This window comes from Chryseobacterium soli (assembly GCF_000737705.1).
Taxonomy (GTDB): Bacteria; Bacteroidota; Bacteroidia; order Flavobacteriales; family Weeksellaceae; genus Chryseobacterium; species Chryseobacterium soli.
The window spans coordinates 19,718-41,397 of the sequence record NZ_JPRH01000014.1; the positions used below are offsets into that span (position 1 = coordinate 19,718).

16 protein-coding genes are annotated in these 21,680 nt (G+C 37.9%); 3 read left to right on the forward strand and 13 right to left on the reverse strand.

The window, feature by feature from the left end; translation table 11 throughout:
• The 3 genes from IW15_RS20900 to IW15_RS20910 all read right to left on the reverse strand — a co-directional run bounded on the left by IW15_RS20900 (position 1) and on the right by IW15_RS20910 (position 2,118).
• Positions 1 to 819, reverse strand: a complete 819-nt coding sequence (locus IW15_RS20900; RefSeq protein ID WP_034715357.1) for an undecaprenyl-diphosphate phosphatase — start codon at positions 817 to 819, stop codon at positions 1 to 3.
• A 100-nt stretch (positions 820 to 919) separates the two neighbouring features.
• Positions 920 to 1,216 (reverse strand): DUF3098 domain-containing protein, encoded by a 297-nt coding sequence (locus tag IW15_RS20905; protein ID WP_034715359.1) that lies wholly within the window; start codon positions 1,214 to 1,216, stop codon positions 920 to 922.
• A gap of 2 nt (positions 1,217 to 1,218) precedes the next feature.
• A complete protein-coding gene (locus IW15_RS20910; RefSeq protein WP_034715361.1) occupies positions 1,219 to 2,118 on the reverse strand; it encodes a cell division protein FtsX in 900 nt (299 codons plus the stop codon).
• A gap of 90 nt (positions 2,119 to 2,208) precedes the next feature.
• Here IW15_RS20910 and rsmA point away from each other — a divergent pair, with 90 nt between their 5' ends.
• On the forward strand, positions 2,209 to 2,979 hold the full coding sequence (gene rsmA, locus IW15_RS20915) for a 16S rRNA (adenine(1518)-N(6)/adenine(1519)-N(6))-dimethyltransferase RsmA (protein ID WP_034715364.1): 771 nt from the start codon (positions 2,209 to 2,211) through the stop codon (positions 2,977 to 2,979).
• A 58-nt stretch (positions 2,980 to 3,037) separates the two neighbouring features.
• On the opposite strand, the gene IW15_RS20920 is transcribed toward rsmA, so the two are convergent.
• From IW15_RS20920 to IW15_RS20960, 9 genes are all read right to left on the reverse strand, one after another.
• Positions 3,038 to 5,404, reverse strand: a complete 2,367-nt coding sequence (locus IW15_RS20920; protein WP_034715367.1) for a T9SS C-terminal target domain-containing protein — start codon at positions 5,402 to 5,404, stop codon at positions 3,038 to 3,040.
• A 108-nt stretch (positions 5,405 to 5,512) separates the two neighbouring features.
• Positions 5,513 to 9,094, reverse strand: a complete 3,582-nt coding sequence (locus tag IW15_RS20925; protein WP_034715369.1) for a choice-of-anchor L domain-containing protein — start codon at positions 9,092 to 9,094, stop codon at positions 5,513 to 5,515.
• Between the two features lie 469 nt (positions 9,095 to 9,563).
• Positions 9,564 to 11,918 (reverse strand): T9SS C-terminal target domain-containing protein, encoded by a 2,355-nt coding sequence (locus IW15_RS20930; protein WP_034715372.1) that lies wholly within the window; start codon positions 11,916 to 11,918, stop codon positions 9,564 to 9,566.
• Between the two features lie 233 nt (positions 11,919 to 12,151).
• Positions 12,152 to 12,703, reverse strand: coding sequence for a DUF1003 domain-containing protein (locus IW15_RS20935; protein ID WP_034715374.1), 552 nt, complete (start codon positions 12,701 to 12,703; stop codon positions 12,152 to 12,154).
• A gap of 12 nt (positions 12,704 to 12,715) precedes the next feature.
• Positions 12,716 to 13,486, reverse strand: coding sequence for a TIGR02757 family protein (locus tag IW15_RS20940; protein ID WP_034715377.1), 771 nt, complete (start codon positions 13,484 to 13,486; stop codon positions 12,716 to 12,718).
• Between the two features lie 7 nt (positions 13,487 to 13,493).
• Positions 13,494 to 14,408, reverse strand: a complete 915-nt coding sequence (locus IW15_RS20945) for a ribonuclease Z (RefSeq protein ID WP_034715379.1) — start codon at positions 14,406 to 14,408, stop codon at positions 13,494 to 13,496.
• A 128-nt stretch (positions 14,409 to 14,536) separates the two neighbouring features.
• On the reverse strand, positions 14,537 to 15,115 hold the full coding sequence (rdgB, locus tag IW15_RS20950) for an RdgB/HAM1 family non-canonical purine NTP pyrophosphatase (protein WP_034715382.1): 579 nt from the start codon (positions 15,113 to 15,115) through the stop codon (positions 14,537 to 14,539).
• A gap of 5 nt (positions 15,116 to 15,120) precedes the next feature.
• The gene (locus IW15_RS20955) at positions 15,121 to 15,630 is read right to left on the reverse strand and encodes a hypothetical protein (RefSeq protein WP_131368608.1); all 510 of its coding nucleotides are present in this window, start codon (positions 15,628 to 15,630) and stop codon (positions 15,121 to 15,123) included.
• A 6-nt stretch (positions 15,631 to 15,636) separates the two neighbouring features.
• Positions 15,637 to 16,467 carry a CPBP family intramembrane glutamic endopeptidase gene (locus IW15_RS20960; protein WP_034715386.1) on the reverse strand — a complete coding sequence of 277 codons (831 nt, stop codon included), beginning with the start codon at positions 16,465 to 16,467 and terminating at the stop codon, positions 15,637 to 15,639.
• 353 nt (positions 16,468 to 16,820) lie between these two features.
• Between IW15_RS20960 and IW15_RS20965 the strand changes: the two genes are divergently transcribed.
• Together IW15_RS20965 and IW15_RS20970 are read left to right on the forward strand one after the other, a co-directional pair.
• The gene (locus tag IW15_RS20965) at positions 16,821 to 17,543 is read left to right on the forward strand and encodes a hypothetical protein (protein ID WP_034715388.1); all 723 of its coding nucleotides are present in this window, start codon (positions 16,821 to 16,823) and stop codon (positions 17,541 to 17,543) included.
• A gap of 92 nt (positions 17,544 to 17,635) precedes the next feature.
• Entirely contained in the window at positions 17,636 to 19,231 is a 1,596-nt protein-coding gene (locus tag IW15_RS20970; protein ID WP_034715390.1) for a peptide chain release factor 3, read from the forward strand.
• Between the two features lie 72 nt (positions 19,232 to 19,303).
• Here IW15_RS20970 and IW15_RS20975 read toward each other — a convergent pair whose 3' ends face one another.
• A complete protein-coding gene (locus tag IW15_RS20975; RefSeq protein ID WP_084681523.1) occupies positions 19,304 to 21,607 on the reverse strand; it encodes a reprolysin-like metallopeptidase in 2,304 nt (767 codons plus the stop codon).
• Between the last annotated feature and the right edge of the window lie 73 nt (positions 21,608 to 21,680).

Sequence of the window (21,680 nt, forward strand, 5' to 3'; positions counted from 1 at the left end):
TTACTTAAAAAAATAGAAATAGATCAATAAAGCTATTCCTACAAAAATACGGTACCATCCCCATGGCTTAAAACCGTACTTGTTAAGGACTCCAATAAATGCTTTGATTGCTATTAAAGCCACGATGAATGCCACAATATTTCCTACGATGAAAATCATGATGTGATCCTGTGATGCCATAATCATTTCATAGCCTTTTTGTGGGTTGGGAGTTTCTTTACCCCATGTTTTCACAAAAACCGAGTATACCGTTACGGCAAGCATGGTAGGAACAGCTAAAAAGAAGGAAAATTCTGCAGCGGCTTTTCTTGTCAGACCTCGGCTCATTCCTCCGATGATAGACGCAGCACTTCTGCTGGTTCCCGGCATCATGGCAAGACACTGCCAGAATCCAATGATCACAGCATTCTTTATGGAAACACCTTTTTCGTCATCAATTTTAGGATTTTTAAACCACTCATCAGCAAACAGCAAAACAACACCTCCCAGTACCAGAACTGAGGAAATAGCAATCTGATTTCCCAGAACGGCTTCAATTTTATCATCAAAAAGATATCCTAAAGCCAATGCAGGAATGACCGCAAAAGCCAGCTTATAATAAAACTTGATATTGCTGAAATCAAAGAACTTTTTCCAATAGGCTACTACCACAGATAAAATGGCTCCAAACTGAATAGAAACCTGAAACATTTTTAAAAACTCAGTGTCTTCCATACCCATCAGGCTTGCTGCAAAACCCATGTGTGCCGTAGAAGAAATCGGAAGATACTCTGTTAATCCCTCGATGATCGCAATAATAATTGCTTTGATTAAATCCATATGTGTCTATATAAAAATTTAAAGATTAAGAGATTTTGAAATTCAGATCTAATGACCCAAATCTCTTAATTTCTTAATCTCTAAATTAAAAGTTTATTGTTTATTTTCTTTTTAAGATAGCGTAAACTTCTATCACAAAACCTATCACGACAAACAAAGGTGCAATTCTAATTCTTCGAATAGAAAAAATACCGTCGTTCCAGGAATTGGGGTCAAATTTGCCATCAACAGTGTTCGCGTCGGGTCCCATCATTAAAAGGAATCCTACCACGATAAATGCAAGTCCTATCAGCATCCATTTAAAGTTTTGCTGTCCGAAATAAAACGTGTTTTCCGGTTGAACTTCAGTTTCCTTTCCAAATTCTGAAGCGGAAAATTTATTTGTTTTTTTGCTCATTTTTAAGAGTAATATAAGTCGTCAACGTTTGATTTTAAGAATCTCCAGGTGGCAACAATGGTACTTAATACCGTTATAAAAATCCCCACTCCAAGGATCAGTACGACCAACCAGAAATACTGTTGATTCTCCTGTACGAATGCCGATCCGATCTGGCTCGTGAAGTAATACCATACGCCAAACAAAGCCAGAAGCCCGATAAACGAACCGATAGCACCCAATACAATTGCTTCAACGATAAAAGGTTTAAGGATAAATCTTCTTTTCGCTCCTACCAGCTGCATGGTTTTGATAATAAATCTCTTGGAGAATATTTTCAGACGGATGGAGTTATTAATCAGGACTACTGCCAGGACTAAAAACAGAATAGAAAACCCTAAAATCCATTTTAAAATCCTGTTCAGGTTATTGTACACATCCACCATCAGGGTACTGTTGTTTTTTACATCTACAATCCCCGGAACTGATTTAATGGTTTTTATTGCTGCATCAATTTTCGCCGGATCTACATATTCCGGTTTTAAAGCAATTTCGATAGATGAAGGAAAAATATTTTCTTCAAAAAGCGCATCACTGTCAATCCCCATACTTGCTTTTGCTTCCTTCGCAGCCATCTCTCTGGAAATGTAGGTTGCTCTCTTCACAGGAGCTAAAGTCTGTACTTTTTTAAAAGTTTCTTCCTCTAGTTTAGCAATTTTCACAGAATCTTTAGCATCATAATTTTCGTCAAAGTAAGCATTTACCACCAACTGTTCTTTGATATAGTCAGAATATTTCTGGGCATTAATTAAAATAAGCCCCATTAAACCTAACAAAAATAACACTAAGGCAATACTTATCACTACTGTAATATTGCTAGACCGAAGCCTTTTCTTATTAAACTCATCTACAGATTTAGCCATTAATATTAAAATTTTTGGCTAAAATAGAAAAAAACTTCCGAAATTTGAGACCAAATAAGGAAAATCATTGTTAATAAAATCATAAAAACTTTGAGTGTAAAAGCAAAAAAACATCTTGGTCAGCACTTCCTGACAGATGAAAACATCGCGAAAAAAATCGTGGAAGGGCTTAGTTTTGAGAACTATACCAACATCATGGAAGTAGGCCCGGGAATGGGTGTTCTTACCAAATATCTTCTTGAAAAGGAACAAACTACCTATCTTGCAGAAATAGATACAGAATCTATCGAATACCTGAAAAACAACTATTCTACCATTACAGACGATACTTTTGTAGGAGATTTTCTGAAACAGGACTTCAATTTCATCAATGGAGAGCAGATTGCCGTTATTGGAAATTTCCCCTATAATATTTCATCACAGATATTATTCAAAATCGTTGATTATTATCAGCTTGTACCTGAAATGGTAGGGATGTTCCAGAAAGAGGTTGCCGAAAGAACGGCAGCTGTACCCCGAACAAAAGACTACGGAATTCTTACGGTTCTTATTCAGGCATATTATGATGTAAAGTATTTATTTACGGTTCATGAAAATGTATTCAATCCACCTCCGAAAGTAAAATCAGGAGTAATCAGGCTGACAAGAAATCCAAAAGAAGGACTGGCCGGAAATGAAGTTCTTTTTAAACAGATTGTGAAAGCAGGATTTAATCAGAGGAGAAAAAAACTATCCAATTCTCTAAAGGTTTTAAATATTCCTGAAGCACTGAAAACGCATGAATTTTTAGACAAAAGAGCAGAGGAACTCAGTGTCTATGATTTCATTAATTTTACGATTCTCTGGAAAGAAAATCAATAAGCATAAAAAAGCCTTTCACTATGGAAAGGCTTTTTTATATCTGAATATTCTGATTCTGCTATTCTCTGTTTTTCAACATAATCCATCCGGACCAGTCAACCTGGGCTTTCGATTTAGGATATTCAAAATTGAACTTGTACCAGTAGGTTGCCGTAGGCAGCCTTTTGCCTCCAACGGTTCCGTTCCAGATTGGAGTCAGTTTTGAGAATCGGAACATCTCAACACCATATCTGTCATAGATTGACCCGGTAAAGTTTTTGAAATCTCCCAGAGCTGTAAGATCCAGCACATCATTTACTCCGTCATCGTTAGGTGTAATGATATTTTTGATATTAAGGGTGTAGAAATCGATAGTTCCAACACAATGAGTCCCTACTCTTCTTAATAAAATGGTGTAATTGGTATTATCCAGCAAATTGGTAAATACATTTGAAGTCTGCCATGTTATGCCGTTATCGATAGAATATTCAAGAGTTCCCTGAATATTGTTCATTGGTGGATTTTCTGCAGTTACCGTCAGTGATTTATTAATACTGTTATAATTAAGGCCGGTAACGAAAGGAGTCGTTGCTCCCATTACCTTAACGCTAAATATTTTTTTACAAGAACCATTATCTATCTCCACCGTATAAATACCCCACTGATCTACATTAATAGTCTGTGTAGTAGCCCCTGTACTCCATAGATACTTATAGTTTGGACCAGCACCCGCATCCAGGGTAACACGGTCTCCTATACACATCTCTACGTCCGCCAGAGGGGAAGTAATCTCCGGAGTAACTTCTATAGTTATCTTAGCTGGATTTAAAGATTGACATCCTTTCGCTCCAATAGCATACACGGTAAAAGTTGTAGTCTGAAATAAAGTAACTGTTTGTATGTTACCTGTACCTGTGAAGTTATTCCACAGATAGGTCGTACCTCCATCAGCTGTTAATGTTACACTTTCTCCCGGACAGATTTTGATTCTGGAAGCTTTTACGGTCGCGACAGGAGTTGCCTCTTTTAAAAGTTTTAATTCTATAAGCTTACTACAGAACCCTCCGTTTGAAACAACCACATATAATATCTGACCGTCAGTTCCATTGTAATTTAATGGAGTCTGAATATAATTGCCATTCTGTGCCAGTGCATCAGCCTGATTAACGTAAAATCTAAATACAGCTCCAGGTGTTGTACTTATAGACGGCATCGCATCACTGAGGTCAAAGGTTGTAATATCCGTAGTGCTGCAGAGGAGCAAAGTAGCATCCTGCGCCTGCGGAGTTGTTCCCCCATGAATTTGTATCGTTGCCGTACCCGGACAAGGATTGCCGGGAACACTTACCTGAATCGTATAGGAACCTGGCTGTACTGCGGTAATAGAATTCGTGGTGGCTCCCGGAACAGGATTTCCGTTAAGAAACCACTGGTATAAAAGATTAGGATCACTTACAGAAGCTGTAATCACCTGAGGAACATTGTCGCACACATTAATTTCCGCCGGAAGGGTAGCTCCGGAAGGATCTAAAAGTTCTACTCCAATATTGAAAGATCCACCTTCTAAAAATACAGCAGAATCATAAGATGAGTCATTTCCATAGGGACCATAATCCGCTACGACCATTTTAAAATGATATTCCTGTCCCGGAGTTACTGTGGCCGTTGCGGTAAGGGGAACGGTTCTTCCAGCAAAATTGGTTTCAATATTTGCGGTGTTATAGCCTCCGAAATACTGTTCGTTAGCTGCCCCACAAGAACCTGGTATTGCCGGACGGATATTGGTAATACTTACCGGCCCTGCTCCACCTGGAAGCACAGCCATATTCTGATAAGGACCTCCTGAAGTAGGTCTGAGCAATAAGGCAAACGCATCGGCATAATTACATGGGAATGAACCTGTATATTCTTCAGAGGCTAATATATAGTTAAATTTAATCTGTGAAGTAGTAGGAGTAAAATCAAATTCCAGCAGTACGGCATCAGTTAAATATCCGGTAGATCCGGTTGCCTGAGCCAGATCGGAATCTGTACCTCCGCCATTGGTATCACTTAAATTGCCTTCAATATTGTTTCCGGCTCTTCTTGCAATACCTGTAGAAAGAACAATTCCATCTTTAAAAGGAAAATTTGTTGTTGCTTTATTGAAATATCCCCAGGCTCTGTCCGCATTGCTTACTGCATGATTGGGAGTAATCTTTACGTTGGATACATTGGGAGTAACACAAGTATTGGTTCCTGATGATATCAAAACATCTTTTACCAGTTGGGTAATTGAGTAGCTTGATTCTGTATAAGAAGGGGTGTTAACATCAATAAACGCTCCTGCTTTCTTGGACAGTGTTGAGATTTTCTCTTTTGGAGGTCTCTTACGGTCTATATCTTGTGAATGTAAAAATGTCGAAATGAATAAAAAAAAGAAAAAAAACGGTAGATATCTTCTCATAATACTTTTTGTTTCAACAAATTTAATTTTTTTTTAAATATATCACATATATATTTAAGTTTTTTATATAAAAAAATAAACCTCCTAAATTTAGGAGGTTTATACTTTTTAGTTTCTATTTTTCAATAATATCCAACCGGAACGCAGCTCAAGCTTTTTGCTGGCAGGATTTTCCCACTGGACTCTATACCAGTAAGTGGCAGTAGGAAGATTTATTCCTTTCATCGTGCCTGTCCAGACCGCATCCCCTTTTACCGCTTTAAAAAGTTCAGCACCATATCGGTCAAAAATAGAGGCCGCGAAATTCTTATATCCGCTGATACCAGAAAAATCTATGGTATCATTGGCTCCGTCCATATTTGGAGTAATGGCATTGCTGATGACAAAAGTATAGAAATCTAATGCTGTACTACATTGTGCATCTTTCACTCTTACCATCATGTTATAATTGGTATTATCCAGAACATTGTAAAATATATTAGAAAGTTGCCAGGTTACCCCACCATCTATAGAATATTCTAAAATACCTCCCGTCGGGTTACTTGCTGTAAGAGTAAGAATATGCTTGTCATAAACGACATTGGTAAACTGAGGAAGATCCGGGTTTAATAATTTTGCCGTGAATACTTTAGAACATACTCCATTGCTTATGGTAACAGAATAGGTTCCTGTAACACTTGTTGTTATAGTTTGGGTGGTTGCTCCCGTACTCCATAAATACGTATAATTAGGTCCGGCACCTGCATCAAGCGTTCCTTTATCTCCTACACATACATACACATCTTTTAGGGTTGAAACAATGGCAGGAACTACCTGAATGGTAATGGTAGCAGGATTAACAGAGCTACATCCGTTTCCACCCAATGCATATACAGAATATGTTGTAGTTACCGTTGGTGACACGACCTGGGTATTTCCATTCCCCGTCAATCCTACCCAGCTATAGGTAATTCCTCCTGTTGCGGTAAGGGTAACTGAATCTCCGGCACATATCTTCGTTGGATTGGCAGAAATCCCTGCTACCGGTGGTCCTACAATTACAGTAACGGTTGCAGGAGTAGTAGAAATACATCCATTAGCTCCAACAGCATATACCTGATACACGGTCGTCGTGTTAGGTGAAACTACCTGTGTGCTTCCATTTCCTGGAAGTCCATTACCCCAGTTGTAAGTCACTCCTCCGGAAGCAGTAAGCGTTACAGATTCTCCCACACAGATTTGAACATGGGATGAAACAAGTCCTGCAACCGGTGGCGTTTTATCTTCAGTCACCGTGACCGTTGATGTATAGCTACAACTTAGATTTCCCGGCTGCGATACATTGGTAACCGTTAAGGTATACACTCCCCCGGCATTAACCACAGGATTCAGGGTATTAGCCCCGGAAACAATATTTCCTCCTGTTGTCGTCCAGGCAATAGTAGAGCCTGCCGGTATTACAGAAGCTGAAGCATTTAAGGTAATCTGATTGGTAGTACAGGTAATAGTTTGTGGTGCAGCTATTGTAAGGGTAGTCTCAGCAGTTCTCAATAATTGCAGAGAAACCACATAGCTGCATCCTCCGTTTTTCACCAATACATAAATGGTTTGATTGGCTGGAGGTGAATAAGCAGTTGGAACAGCAATAAAATTGCCATTGCCCGCATTAGCATCTGCCTGATTTACGTAATAGGTAAAAGTAACCCCGGCAACTCCTGTGATCTGACTTTGAGCAGTCGTAAGATCATACGTCATATTTCCCGGTTGGTAACATTTAAATAACGTTGCATTTTGTACCGTTATCGGTTGTGAAACCTCAATAGTAATCGTTGCCGGATTTTGAGAAACACAACCATTGGCTCCTACTGCAGTTACAGTATAAGTAGTAGTTGTGGTAGGGGAAACAGTTTGTATATTTCCGGTTCCCGGCAGTCCTACCCAATTGTATACAGCACCTCCGGTAGCCGTTAAAACAACAGATTCTCCATTACAGATCTGTATCTTACTTGCTGTAAGACCTGTTGCAGGCGGAGCACTATCTCCTGTTACCGTCACACTTGCTGTTCCAGTACAGGTAATGTTTCCAGGCTGGTATATATTGGATATTGTTAATGTATAAGTTCCGGCTGTATTTATAACAGGGTTCAATGTGTTGCCTCCAGAAACAATATTCCCTCCGGTTGTTGTCCAGTTGAAAGTAGATCCTGCAGGATAAACAGAAGCAGATGCATTTAAAGTGATCTGTGAATTAGTACACGTAAGTGCTGTAGGAGCTGCGATGGTTGGGGTGATCTGCGGTGCTTTTACCAGCTGAAGCTGAGCGACTTTGGAACAGAATCCGTTTTTAACCAAAACATATACCGTCTGCCCTCCTGCGCTGGAATATGCTGTAGGTGCTGCAATTGTATTTGCATTTCCCGCATTAGCATCTGCCTGGTTGGCATAATATGAAAATGTAGCTCCTGGTGTTGTACTTATAGAAGCTTGAGCTGTTGTTAAATTAAATATAGCATTTCCCGCAGTATAACAAGCTGTTAAAGTAGCATTCTGCACGGTAGGTGAAGTTCCGCCCACAATGGTTATACTTGCTGTTCCAGGACAGGAATTTCCTGCGATAAACACCTGAACCGTATACACTCCCGGTTGGGTAGCAATATAAGTGGCGCTGGTTTGCCCCGGAATTGGAACATTATTACGCAGCCACTGATAGGTAGCTCCGGGAACCTGTACAGAAGCTGTAAGGGTTTGTGGTGCATTATCACATACATTAATGGAAGCAGGAAGCTGCACACCCGCTGGATCAAGAAGTTTTACACCAATATCGAAAGATCCAGCTTCCAGAAACACTGCTGAATCAAAATTCACATCTGAATAATCCGCAAGAACCATTTTAAAATGATACGTCTGCCCCGGAATTACAGTAGCTTTTGCAGTAAGAGGAACGGTACGGCCATCAAAATTGGTTTCGATCTGAGGGTTATTCAATCCTGCAAAATAGGCGGCATTTTTAGGTCCGCAAGGTAAGTTGGCAGGAATAATATTCGTTACACTTACCGGAACCGTAGTGCCGGGAAGGACTGCCAGATTCGTATAAGTAGGGTCTGTAGATTTTTTAAGCAACAGGGCAAAACCATCTGAAATATTACAGGTAAACTGTCCCTGATATTCTTTGGAAGCAAATAAATACCTGAATGTAATCTCGGTAGAAGAAGGTACAAAATCAAATTCAATATAGGTAGCATCTCTCAGGTCAGTATTATTTACTCCTAATGCTGCCGCAAGATCTGGATCTCCTCCGGAAGGAAGCGGATCACTTAAGGTATTCTGGAAATTATTTCCTGCTTTTCTCGCATATCCGGTTGTAAGGACAATCCCTTTATCAAAAGGGAAATTGGTCGTAGCTTTATTAAAATAGCCCCAGCTTCTGTTTTGATCACTCGTTGGTAAATTAGGAGCGACAGTAACATTACTTACATTCGCTGTAGAGCATCCTCCTCCGGATATCAGAACATCTTTTACTAATTGAGTGACACTATAATTAGATTCTGGATAGTTAGGAGTGTTTACATCTATAAAAACACCAGCCTTCATAGATGACGGTGTAGGTTGTTTTAGAGTTCCTGTTCTCTGTGTATTTTGGGAAAAGGCAAAATTCCCGGTAAGAGCCAAAAATAAAGCCAAAAATAAACTTCCTGTCTTCCAATTTAACATTTTATATTATTTTAAACAAAAATACTATTTTTTTCAATTGAAATTCCATTCAACATGCTTTACATTATTACTTATACAAACTTACTTATCTTAAAGTATCAATTTTCTTTGTTATGAAAAAATAATGAAACATCAAAAAAATACGACATACACTATAATTATTCAAAAATAAAGTGACAATTTATCAATGATAATAATACTTGTACAGCTTTTTAATTTCACTTAATAATGAGTTAATTCTTTTTTTTTGTGTTACACTCAATTATAAAGGTAAAACTATCATCCATTCCAATGTTTTTAAAATTATTTTCATTCTCAGCTCCTCTGAAACATTTCAAAATCTTCATAATAACAGGAATAATGAGGCTTAACAAATTTATTTGACGTTTACAGCAGTGAGCAGTATGGAACGGTTAATACAATAAAAAAAGGCTGACCATGGGTCAGCCTTTTCAATATCATTCAGAAATTATTCTATATTTTTCAGAAGTATCCATCCTGTTTTTACAGCGAGTTGTTTGCTTGCAGGATCCTGATAGGTCACCTGGTACCAATACGATGCAGTAGGCAGACGTTTACCCTGGAAATATCCATCCCAATAAGGTCTTGTTTTCTCTGCCTTAAAGACTTCTCTTCCATAACGGTCAGAAACAATCCCTTTAAAATCTTTATAATCACTTACTCCACTGAAATCAATAATATCATTAATATTATCTCCATTAGGAGTAATTACATTTTTCATAACGAATGTAAAGTATTCCAGGAATCCTATACAGCTTGTACTTTTCACTTTAACGCGGATAGAAATCACCTTGTTTTTAGGAACATTCGTAAATATATTGGAAGACTGCCATGTTAACCCGTTATCTACAGAATATTCCAGAACTCCGTTGCTTGGATTACTTGCAGTAATGATCATGGTTCCGTTAGAGTTATAATCTACTTTTATAATTTCAGGAATCACCGCACGGATCACCTGGGTTTTAAATACTTTTGAGCAGACACCGTTACTGATCGTTACCATATATTCTCCAGGAACAGAGGTGCTGATGGACTGGGTGGTAGCTCCCGTATTCCAGATATAAGTGTAGTTTGGACCTGATCCCGCATCTAAAATGATCTGATCTCCCTGGCAAATAAATCCGCCTTTAAGATCAGAAACGATTGCAGGAACTACTTCAACCGTAATTTTGGCAGGTTGCAGAGATTTACATCCCTGTGCTCCTATTGCATATACTGTGTAAGTGGTAGTCTGTGTAGGACTCACCGTTCTTACCCCTGCAGTAGTAGAAGTATCGCTCCATTGGTAGGTTACTCCACCTGCAGCGGTGATAACTAAAGATTCTCCCAGACATATTTTTAATCTTGGAGCAGTAAGCTGGGCAGTAGGTGTTTCTTCTTTTTTCAGTGTTAAAGTGACCACTTTGCTACAAAACGCACCGTTTGAAACATTGATATACAAAACTTGTCCGTCAGTTCCATTATAGTTGGTTAAGGCTGTTATATTGGTATTATTCTGAGCCTGCGCAGCTGCTAAAGTAGTATAAAAACGGAAAACCGCGCCCGGTGTTGTACTGATAAGCGGCTTCGCATCTTCCAGGTTAAAAGTAGTAAGTGTAGGTGTTGAACATAGCTTTAATACAGCATCATGAACCGTCGGGCTCGTTCCTCCTACAATCGTAACTATTGCTGATCCCGGACACTGATTTCCCGGAATCATTACCTGTACTTCATAAACGCCCGGTTGATTAGTCACATAGCTAACATTCGTTGCCCCCGGAATTGCAACACCATCCTTAAACCACTGATAGGTCATTCCGGGTATTGTAGCCGCCTGTGCTTTTAGGGTTTGCGGCGTATTGTCGCACATATTAATCGTATTCGGCAGCAGAACGCCATTCTCATCTACAATTCTAATTCCCACATCGAAAGAACCACCTTCTAAAAATACCGCTGAATCATAGCCGGGATCTCTGGCATCTGCCAATACCATTTTGAAATGATAGGTCTGCCCGGGAATTACATCAGCAATTGCTGTTAATGGAACGGTTCGAGCGTTATAATTGGTTTCAATATTTGCCGTATTCATACTTCCGAAATATTGAGCGTTAATAGGACCGCAGCTGAAACCATTCCCAGCAGGGACAATATTAGTTACGCTCACCGGACCTGCACCTCCCGGAAGAACCGCAAGATTGGTATAAGTAGGATCTCCCACTTTCTTCAGCAAAAGAGCGAATGCATCAGAATATCCTGAACAAGGAAAATTGGAAGAATATTCCTCAGATGCAAATATATAATTGAACTTTACCTGATTAGAGTTAGGTACAAAATCAAATTCTAAGGCAACTGCATCCTGAAGCGCATACGGTGGACTGGTTGCAGCGACCAGGTCTGCATCACTTCCTGAACCTACCGTTGAACTAAGCTGGCCAATTGCTGTATTTCCGGCATCTTTTGCATATCCTGTCGTCAGAACAATACCGTCTTCAAAAGGGAAATTAGTCGTGCCTTTATGAAAATATCCCCAAAAACGGTTCGTATTTCCGACCAGATGGTTCGGAGAAACGGTAACATTGGTGACATTAGCCGTGGTACAGGTAGTTCCGCCATTGATCAAAATATCCTTTACAAGCTGCTCGGGAGTATAGTTGGAGGCGGGATAAGGGGGTACATTTACATTGATAAACGCTCCGGCTTTCATACTTTCAGAAGTAAACTTTTCTTTAATGGGCTTTCTTGGCGCATTTTGAGAAAATACAGAAGTAGAGACGAATAGCAATACTAAAAAGAAAAAGTAGTTTTTCAATCTATATTTTAACATTTTATTACTGTTTGCCCAAATGTAGCAAAAATATTGCATAAAATTTATCTTTTCCCAATCATTTCTTATATGATAACTTATATTAATTGTATTTATTAAAGTTTATCATTACATATTTTACAATGTTAAATGCAGAATAGGGATACAACTTTAGCTGTATTGAATAGAAAAGACCAGCTCATGGCTGGTCTATTTTGCTATCGTAGAAATGATTTTTCCCTATGCTGCAGATTTTATTCTTTTTTCAGCTGATCAATCTCCTCCTTCAGCTGGGCAATAATATCTTTCAGAGCTTTTATTTCGTTCTTATTGGAACTTACATTACTTTTAAGGATGACATTTTTAGCACGTTCACTGCGCTCTTCTTCCTCTTCTTCTTCGTTAATTTCCTCAATATCCTCCTGAATATCTTCAATGTCTTCATTAATCTCTTCGATATCCTCACTGATCTCCTCAATATCTTCACTGATTTCTTCAATGTCTTCCTGGATATCCTCAATATCTTCACTGATTTCCTCGATATCTTCCTGGATATCTTCTATTTTCTCATGACTTTTATTTACAGACATCTGAATGAAAATAGCCAGATAGATAGCTTCCAATGATACAACAGTGGTAAGAATCAAAAGCATTTTATCAAATTCAACAATATGCAGTATAGGAAGAAGAAATGAAATCGCGAAAAAGAGAGTATGCACGATCAACGAAGGAATAGAACCAATCCACCAAGTGATCCCATTTGCAATTTTTTCTAAAACTTCAATTTTTTCGATGTCTTTTTTCATTCTGTTCCAAGATTAAAATAATTCTTTAGTCACTCCCAATCCAAATAATGCATAATCATATTTCGCAGGATCCTGTTCATCAAATTTCCGGATGGCCACGTCAAGCTCTTCCACCGTCTTCCAATCATTCTGCGTCCTAGTAATTAATCCTAATTTTCTTGAAATGTTTCCCGTATGGACATCCAGAGGAATGGACAAATATTTCTGATCAATATTTTTCCAGATTCCAAAATCTACACCACGTTTATCTTTTCGCACCATCCAGCGCAGAAACATAATGATTCTTTTGGCGGAGGAATTTTTATACGGCGAGCTTACATGCTTATGGCTCCTGTGTTTTTCCTCTTCTAAGAAATGACTCCTGAACCGTTCAATAGCATGATGAAAATTGGTTTCTGAATCCCTGACCGCAAACAAAGCCTCCAGACTTTCATGTTCTTTATAAATCCGGTTGAACTGCCTGATAAAATAGGCGAAATCCTGACCGTTAAAAGTTCGGTGAATGCTTTTATCCTGAATGGACTCCAAATCTTTTTCAGAATAGTTCAGTACAAAATCATAGGGCGAATTTCCCATGATATCAAGCATTTTTTCCGCAGAATTAATGATTGATTTCCGGTTTCCCCACGAGATGGTTGCCGCCAGAAAACCGGCGATTTCAATATCCTGCTGTAAAGAAAAGCGATGCGGAATCTGTAAAGGATCATTCTCAATAAAGTCAGGCGTATTATACTGATCTGCTTTTTCGTCTAAAAAGTTCTTTAAATCTTCAAAATTCAGCATACAGGTATTAAATTTTTACGCTTTCCAACGCTTTCGGTAAAAATGAATTGGGGAAAACGGTTCTTGCTTCATCCGTAAATACAGACAAATCTGCATACCGGTTAGAAAAATGCCCTAAGATCAGCTTTCCAACTTCTGCTTTTTGGGCAATAATAGCCGCTTCCAGCGCGGTAGTGTGTCCTGTATAATCAGCCATTTCCTTTAAATCATGAAGGAACGTTGACTCGTGGTACAACACCGTTACATTTTTAATGATCGGAATTACCGTTTCAAGATAACGGGTATCACTGCAAAAGGCGTATGATACAGGCGGAACCGGATCCTCCGTTAAAATTTCATTTTTAAGGACATATCCATCACTCAATACAAAATCCTTTCCTGCTTTGATATGATGATAATCGCAGGTTTCAATTTCCTTGTATTTGGAAATTTCTTTCATATTAAGATGTCTGTCTTTCGGTTTTTCTTTAAAAAGATAACCATTGCAGTAAATCCTGTGGTCCAAAGGAATAGTATATACTTCTACCCTGTTGTCTTCATAGATTTTCTCTGAATAATCTTTATCAAGTTCATGATAAATCACCTCAAAACCCCGATGGGTCTCTGTAATGGTAAAAATGGTATCCAACATTTTTTTAATTCCTTTCGGACCGTATACATGCAGCGGCACGTCTCTTCCCAATAGACGGAAAGAGGCAATAAGGCCCGGAAGACCAAAACAATGGTCTCCATGAAGGTGAGAAATAAAAATATGGTTGATTTTTGAAAATCTTGCTTTTGCTTTCCTAAGCTGTACCTGAGTTCCTTCACCGCAATCTATCAGGAAGCAACGTTCTTCCATTTCTAAAAGCTGAGCGGTGGGTGAAGTATTCACTGTAGGAATGGCTGAATTAAAGCCTAGTATCGTTAAATAAGTACTCAAATCAAAAGTTTATTATACTGACAAATGTACGACAGAAAATCTAAACGTGGATTTTAAATTTAGGGTTGATTCTCAACTAAAATTCCATGAATAGCTTTATCAATTACGCCCATAAATGAACGTATTCTTTATTTATCCTCTGTTTTCAGGAAATCCAGAAACAGATCCAGTGCCTGCTTACGGTGGCTAATCTTATTTTTATCTTCAGTATTCATTTCTGCGAAAGTTTTCTCATGTCCTTCAGGAACGAAAATAGGATCATATCCGAAACCTTTGAAACCTTTATTTTCAGTCAGTAAATTTCCGTGGGCTCTGCCTTCAAAATATTTTGCCCCATTTTCATCGTAATAACACAGAACCGTAATGAAATAGGCCTTTCTGTTTTCAACACCATCCATTTCGCCGATCACTTTTTGAATGTTTTTAGCAAAATCATGGTCTCCTGCATAACGGGCTGAGAAAATCCCGGGTCTTCCGTCTAAAGATTCTACCACCAAACCGCTGTCGTCTCCCAAACTTGGAATTCCTGTTTTTTCGAAACAGTATTTTGCTTTAATCAAAGCATTGGCATTGAAAGAATCGCCGTCTTCTACAATTTCTTCGTGAATATTATAATCGGTAAGGCTTTTAACGATAAAATCGTTGCCCAGAATCTGCTGAATTTCTTCTTTTTTATGTTCGTTGTGGGTGGCTACTAATAATTCCATGTAAACTATTTTTTTATAAAAAAACTAATGATAAAAGTGACGATTGAAATCCCAAGAAGGATCAGGGATATTAAATAAAGATTGACGTTCTGCGTATCTGAATAGCCTTCTTTTTTTATAGCTATTTCTCTTACGCCTGCATCTTTCGAATACGATTGTAAAAGATAATCTCCTTCCACATCTATCGTAAAATCAGCATATGCAATATATGTCTTCCCGTCCTGCCGGATCTTTTTAATTGAAGACACCACGTCAGTATTGGCCGGATCAGGAAACTTCTGAAGCACGTTATTTTTCTGATCTTTCAATTCGAAAAAATATTTTTTGCTTCCTATGTCGTCCGTACTGCTGTTCATCAAATAAACGGTATATATTCCTTTACTTACATTAATTGTAGATTCCCCAGGAACTTTTGCTTCAATGAAATCAGGTTTCACAGATATAAAAGTCCAGACAGAGAACAATATCGCAAGCCCCACAAGCACAAATGAAACAATTCTAATTTTCTTTCGCATACTTAATTAAATTTCAGAATAATGTACTTTATATTTTGTAGTAAAAAGGTAGCAGAATAGTGAAAAAAGTACAATTCCAACTGCTAATATGATCCATTCCGAAACCTTGAACGCTTCTGAAAAACTTTCATTTTTGGTATAGGTAATTAATAATGATGAGCATAAATTATTAAAGCCGTGAAGCAGCATCGGTAGCAATAAAGATTTTGTTTTATAATAGACTAAGCCTAACACACAACCCAACAGAACAGCGCCTACAAACTGCCAGGGGTTTCCATGAACCAATCCAAAAATAACAGAGGCATAGATAATCGCTTTCCATGGCGCTACCCCTTTATTCATCAATCCTTTCTGAATGATTCCTCTGAAGATGATCTCCTCAAAAATCGGTGCCATAATTACGGTCATGATAATCATCAGCACAGGATCATAGGTAATCTGGTTCATCAGTTCTGAGAAAAATTCATAATATTTCCCGAAGAACGGACCTGTAGTAGGAATCTGTGCCGTAATAAATTCCGCAATAAACATCATCCCTATCATCATAGGAAAGATAAGTAGATATGTATAAAAATTAGTCGGTGAAAAACTAAAATTAAGCTTTTTCTTAGTCGTTGGCCTTACAATGATAAAATCAAAAAAAGCAATCGCTGTTACAAAGCCTGCTGCATTGGTAAGCATAAAAAACCAATCTCTAAGCTGCAGGTTTTCTTTAAAAGCAATTTTCCAGATGGTGCTGAAAAAGGAAACAGACATCGTTCCAACCATTAATCCTGCCAATAAAACCAAACCGCCGATCCATGTAAACGTGAATTTCGGATACCTGCTGTTTTCCATGTATTTTCTGTAAAAAATTATTGAACAAAGATAATTTTTTTGAAAGCCTCAGGCAACTAAAAAAGGAAATAGTTATAGTTACCTCCAGCCTCAAAGTATCTAAGAAACGAAGAAAAGACGACTAAAATATCATGAGATGAACCTTCCCATAAGCATTATCAAAAATAATACAGTTATATGCTCACTTGTTATTAGGAGGCTCTATCTTCCACCCTGATCAAACAACAGATCAGAAGTTTTTGAAAAATATTTTATCCGCCGTGAGCCCTGCCAATCCATAGAAAGAGTAGTTTATGTCACTTTTCTATTGATCTGGCCCGATCTTTTCATTCTTTTAACAAACGCATTCAGTTATGGAAAAAGACTTCCAAAGTATAGAATCTGAAATTAACAGGCCGCTCACGTTGCTTGCAAGAATTTCTTCACTTTTATTTTTTACGGTAATTTTTACTGTACTTTTTATATTTCCCCTCTATTATATCAATCAAAAAGGCATCTTATTTTATATTGAAAATGATAAAGAACTTTTTTTCACAGTTCTTTCAACCCAGATTTTAGTATTGCTGATAGCAGCAGGTTTAATCAAATTCTACCGGAAAAACTGGACCACAATTCCTGTAAGAATCATCGTTAATGAAAAAGGGATTCTCTATTATAATTCGAAGCATGAAATGGTGAACAGCATTTTGTATGCAGACCTGTTGAAAGGCGAAACCAAGTTTTATAAAAAAGATGTATTCACGGATTATTCCAATCAAAAATATGCAGAGAGAAATTTAAGAGTCAACCTCAAACAAAACGGATTGATCGTACAGGCTATCGTTGCTATGAAACTTGATTTCAATATCCTCAGCAACAAATATATGCTGTATGCTCATTTTATAAGAGGAATACACATTTTCCGCCCTGAACTTACCATCGACCATCTTATTTACAGCAATTATTATATTGATCAAAAATCCCAGCTTTACAGCAAAGCGAATCAAAACAAAGACAGAATAGCCACGATTTTTTTAGCCTTAACAGCATTTGGACTGATCTATCTTCTTGTGATTTTACTGCAAATGTTCGTTTAACCAATCTTTGAATAAGGCGCTTGCCTACTAAAGACAACTTTTATTTGAAATCCTCATAAAAAATCACGATTTTTGCAACTTCAAAATAAGATATGTCAGATTTAATCAAAGAAATAGAAAAAAGAAAAACTTTCGGGATTATCTCTCACCCCGATGCCGGAAAAACCACTCTTACAGAAAAGCTGCTGCTTTTCGGGGGGGCAATTCAGGAAGCGGGTGCTGTAAAATCGAATAAAATAAAAAAGGGAGCGACCTCCGACTTTATGGAGATCGAAAGACAGAGAGGAATTTCTGTAGCAACCTCCGTTTTGGCTTTTGAATATAAAGATCACAAAATCAATATCCTTGATACTCCGGGACACAAGGATTTCGCAGAAGATACGTACAGAACATTAACAGCCGTTGACTCTGTAATTGTTGTTATAGACGTTGCAAAAGGAGTTGAAGAGCAGACTGAAAAATTAGTTAAGGTCTGCCGAATGAGAAATATCCCGATGCTGGTTTTCATCAATAAACTTGACCGTGAAGGTAAGGACGCTTTTGATCTGTTGGATGAAGTAGAACAGAAACTAGGATTAAGAGTGGTTCCCCTTTCTATTCCGATCGGGATGGGAAGTGATTTTCAGGGAATTTATAACATCTGGGAAAACAACATTCAGCTATTCCTGGAGGAAAAGAAACAGAGAGTTGGAGAAACTGTAAAATTCGACGATATTAATGATCCTTCCATCGATGAGGTGATTGGAGAAAAAGCAGCCCAGACTTTAAGAGAAGAGCTTGAACTGGTAAAGTCTGTTTATCCTGAATTCAGCCGCGAGGAATATATGAATGGTGATTTGCAGCCTGTTTTCTTTGGTTCTGCATTAAATAATTTTGGTGTTCGTGAGCTATTGGATGCATTTATCGAAATTGCTCCAATGCCGCAACCTAAAGAGAGCGATACCCGTCTTGTAAAGCCTGAAGAAAATCAATTCACAGGATTCGTTTTCAAGATCCATGCGAATATGGATCCTAAGCACAGAGACCGACTGGCATTCGTAAAGATTGTGTCGGGAACTTTTAAAAGAAACGAAAATTATTTATTGGTAAGAGAAGGCAAAAAGATGAAGTTTTCTTCTCCAAATGCTTTCTTTGCGGATAAAAAAGAAGTGGTAGACGAAAGTTTCCCGGGTGATATTGTAGGTTTACACGATACCGGAAGTTTCAGAATCGGAGATACGTTAACTGGTGGTGAAAAATTAAGCTTCAAAGGAGTTCCTAGTTTCTCTCCGGAACATTTCCGTTATATCAACAATAATGATCCGTTAAAAGCGAAGCAGCTTGCAAAAGGTATCGATCAGTTGATGGATGAAGGCGTTGCACAGCTGTTTACTCTTGAAATGAACAACCGTAAGATCATCGGAACAGTGGGAGCTCTTCAGTACGAAGTAATCCAATACCGTCTGGAGCATGAATATGGTGCAAAATGTACTTATGAACCATTATCGATGCACAAAGCATGCTGGGTAGAGGCCGATGAAAAATCAGAAGAATTTAAAGAATTTGCAAGATTAAAGCAGAGATTCCTGGCAAGAGATAAATACAACCAATTGGTATTCCTGGCAGATTCTTCATTTACTATTCACATGACACAGGAAAAATTCCCGAATGTAAAACTGCATTTCATCAGTGAATTTAATAAGGATTAATAGCAATTTTAATTAAAAATAAAAAAAACCGTTCAGCTGAACGGTTTTTTTTATAGTATTTATTCGAATGACTTACTTAGGTATCATCATTAATTTCTTAACAATTTTTTCTCCATCTACGGAAACATGAATCATATAGGATTCAGTAGGTAAATGTTTTAAATTAATTTGTTGCAGATCCTGATCAAAAATATATTTCGTCTTTTTAGGAACAATCAGCTTTCCATCCATTGAAAATATTTCGTAACTAACAACGTAAGGACGCAACGGAACTTGTCTAGGGAAGTCAGTTTTAATATAAACATACCCATCATTGGAAGGCACGGGATATATCATCAGCCCCTTGTATATTCTTGTAGGGATTGTTACCACCGGAGGATTAGTGGGAGGTACTACCACTACTGACGAATTGATGGTAAAGTTTTGTAAATTGACATTAAAAAATATATTGTCAGTAGCCTTCACCATAATTCTGGCATTATTGGTAATTGTGCCAAGACCGCCTGGAACAGTATAATTATAAGAACCATTATTAGGAGTGCTTGCCACCAAAACAATGGGGAACGTAAGACCACCGTCTTTTGACAAAAGGATTTTTACATTAGGTGCACTTACCGGTGCCGCCGTTGTATTGGCAACATTCCATGTAATTGCGTATGACTGACCTTCAGTCCAAATAACTCCAGTAGTATTTTGTGAAGTTACGGTAAACGGACCTGCAGCTGCATTCACTGTAACGACCATATCATCAGAATTGTTTCCAGAACCTCCCGCTCTATTGTCACGAGTGGTAAATCTGAAGTTATAGGTTCTAGCAACATTTGATAAAGCTTCTACAGGGATTGCTAAACCTTGAGTGGTGGTTGCTCCAGTTAATACTGAAGTCATTGTTGGAAAATATCTGATAGGAGTAGTTTGTGGAGTCCAGGACCTGAAAGTAGGTCCAGAAGCTTTTGTTGCAGTTGCCGCAGAATTTGCTCCGGTTTGCCCGGCTGCAGCGTTATCCATTTGCTCCCAAATATAGGTTAGAGCATCTCCATCTGCGTCAGTGCCCGTTCCTGTAAGCATAAATGGAGTGCCTTTCGGAATGATATAATCTAATCCAGCATCAGCTGTAGGAATAGTATTTCCGGTATTTGTAACTACCGGGCAGGTTTTAGTTTTAATATTATTAGTAATCTGCTGAATACTTATAGCATGGAAAAACGGATCTGAATGTTGTTGCACATCTTGGTTAGTAATACCTGCATACCCCATAATTGTAGATCCTGAACCTGGCTCCACATTTACACCTGATGTCTCAATATTATGAGAAAATGTATGATTCCCTCCAAACTGATGCCCCATTTCATGAGCAACATAATCAATATCGAAACTATCACCAGATGGAATACCATTTGCCGGGGAAGTATATCCGCTTCCTTTTGATCCGTTGGTACACACGCAACCGATACAGCCCGCATTTCCACCACCTCCGGTTGCTCCAAATAAATGGCCGATATCGTAGTTTGCCTCTCCAATCGTCGCAGTTAAAGCAGTTTGTAGCTGAGCATTCCAGTTATTCATTTGGGCTGAAGGAGAATAAGGATCCGTAGTTGCATTAGTATAAATTACAGCATCATTGTTTGCAATAATGATCATTCTTGCAGAGAAATCTTTTTCAAAAACCCCATTTACACGAGTCATTGTATTGTTCATCGCTGCCAATGCACCCGCTATTGTTCCTCCGAAATAGGTTGTATATTCACCTGTACAAGATAAGGCTAATCTGAAAGTTCTTAATTTTCCATCATCAGCATTTGGTCTTGCAGTAAGACTGGAATTATCCAGACCTTTTTGAGCAACATCAAGCACAGTGCATTCAAATTTATCTAAACTCTCTTTTTTGTCTGATTTTTTATAAACGACATAGGTTGAAAGGTCTTTAGTATATGGCTCGATAAAAACCGCTGATTTATTTCCATAAATCTCCATTGAAGATAATCCCAATGGTGAAATACTGAAATAAATACTAGAACTAGGGTCATCTTCACCTACACCAACATAAGATTTAATATCCGGATATTTTGCTGCTAATTCAGGATCGAAATTTGAGTTTTCTCTTACTTTGAAACTTTCAAGATTGCCATTAGAATTTGGGAAAGAAATAATAACATCAGACTTTCCTTTAACAGTAAATCTTTTGGGTACTTTCGCTAAAACATTCTTTAAATTATTAAAATCTAGATTATAAATTTTGGGGTGAAGAATGCCGGTCTTATTTTCAAAGATTTCCGAAGTATTTTTTTGAGACACTTCCTTCCAAAGTCGGCTTGTTTGTGCTAAAAAAACATTGGAAATAAGAAATATTCCCATCAAAAGTAGTTGTTTTTTCATATAGTTTTTTCTTTTTTTAATATTAAGAGGTATAAAATTTTTCTTTTTTTAACTCATTATTACTGTGCTTATC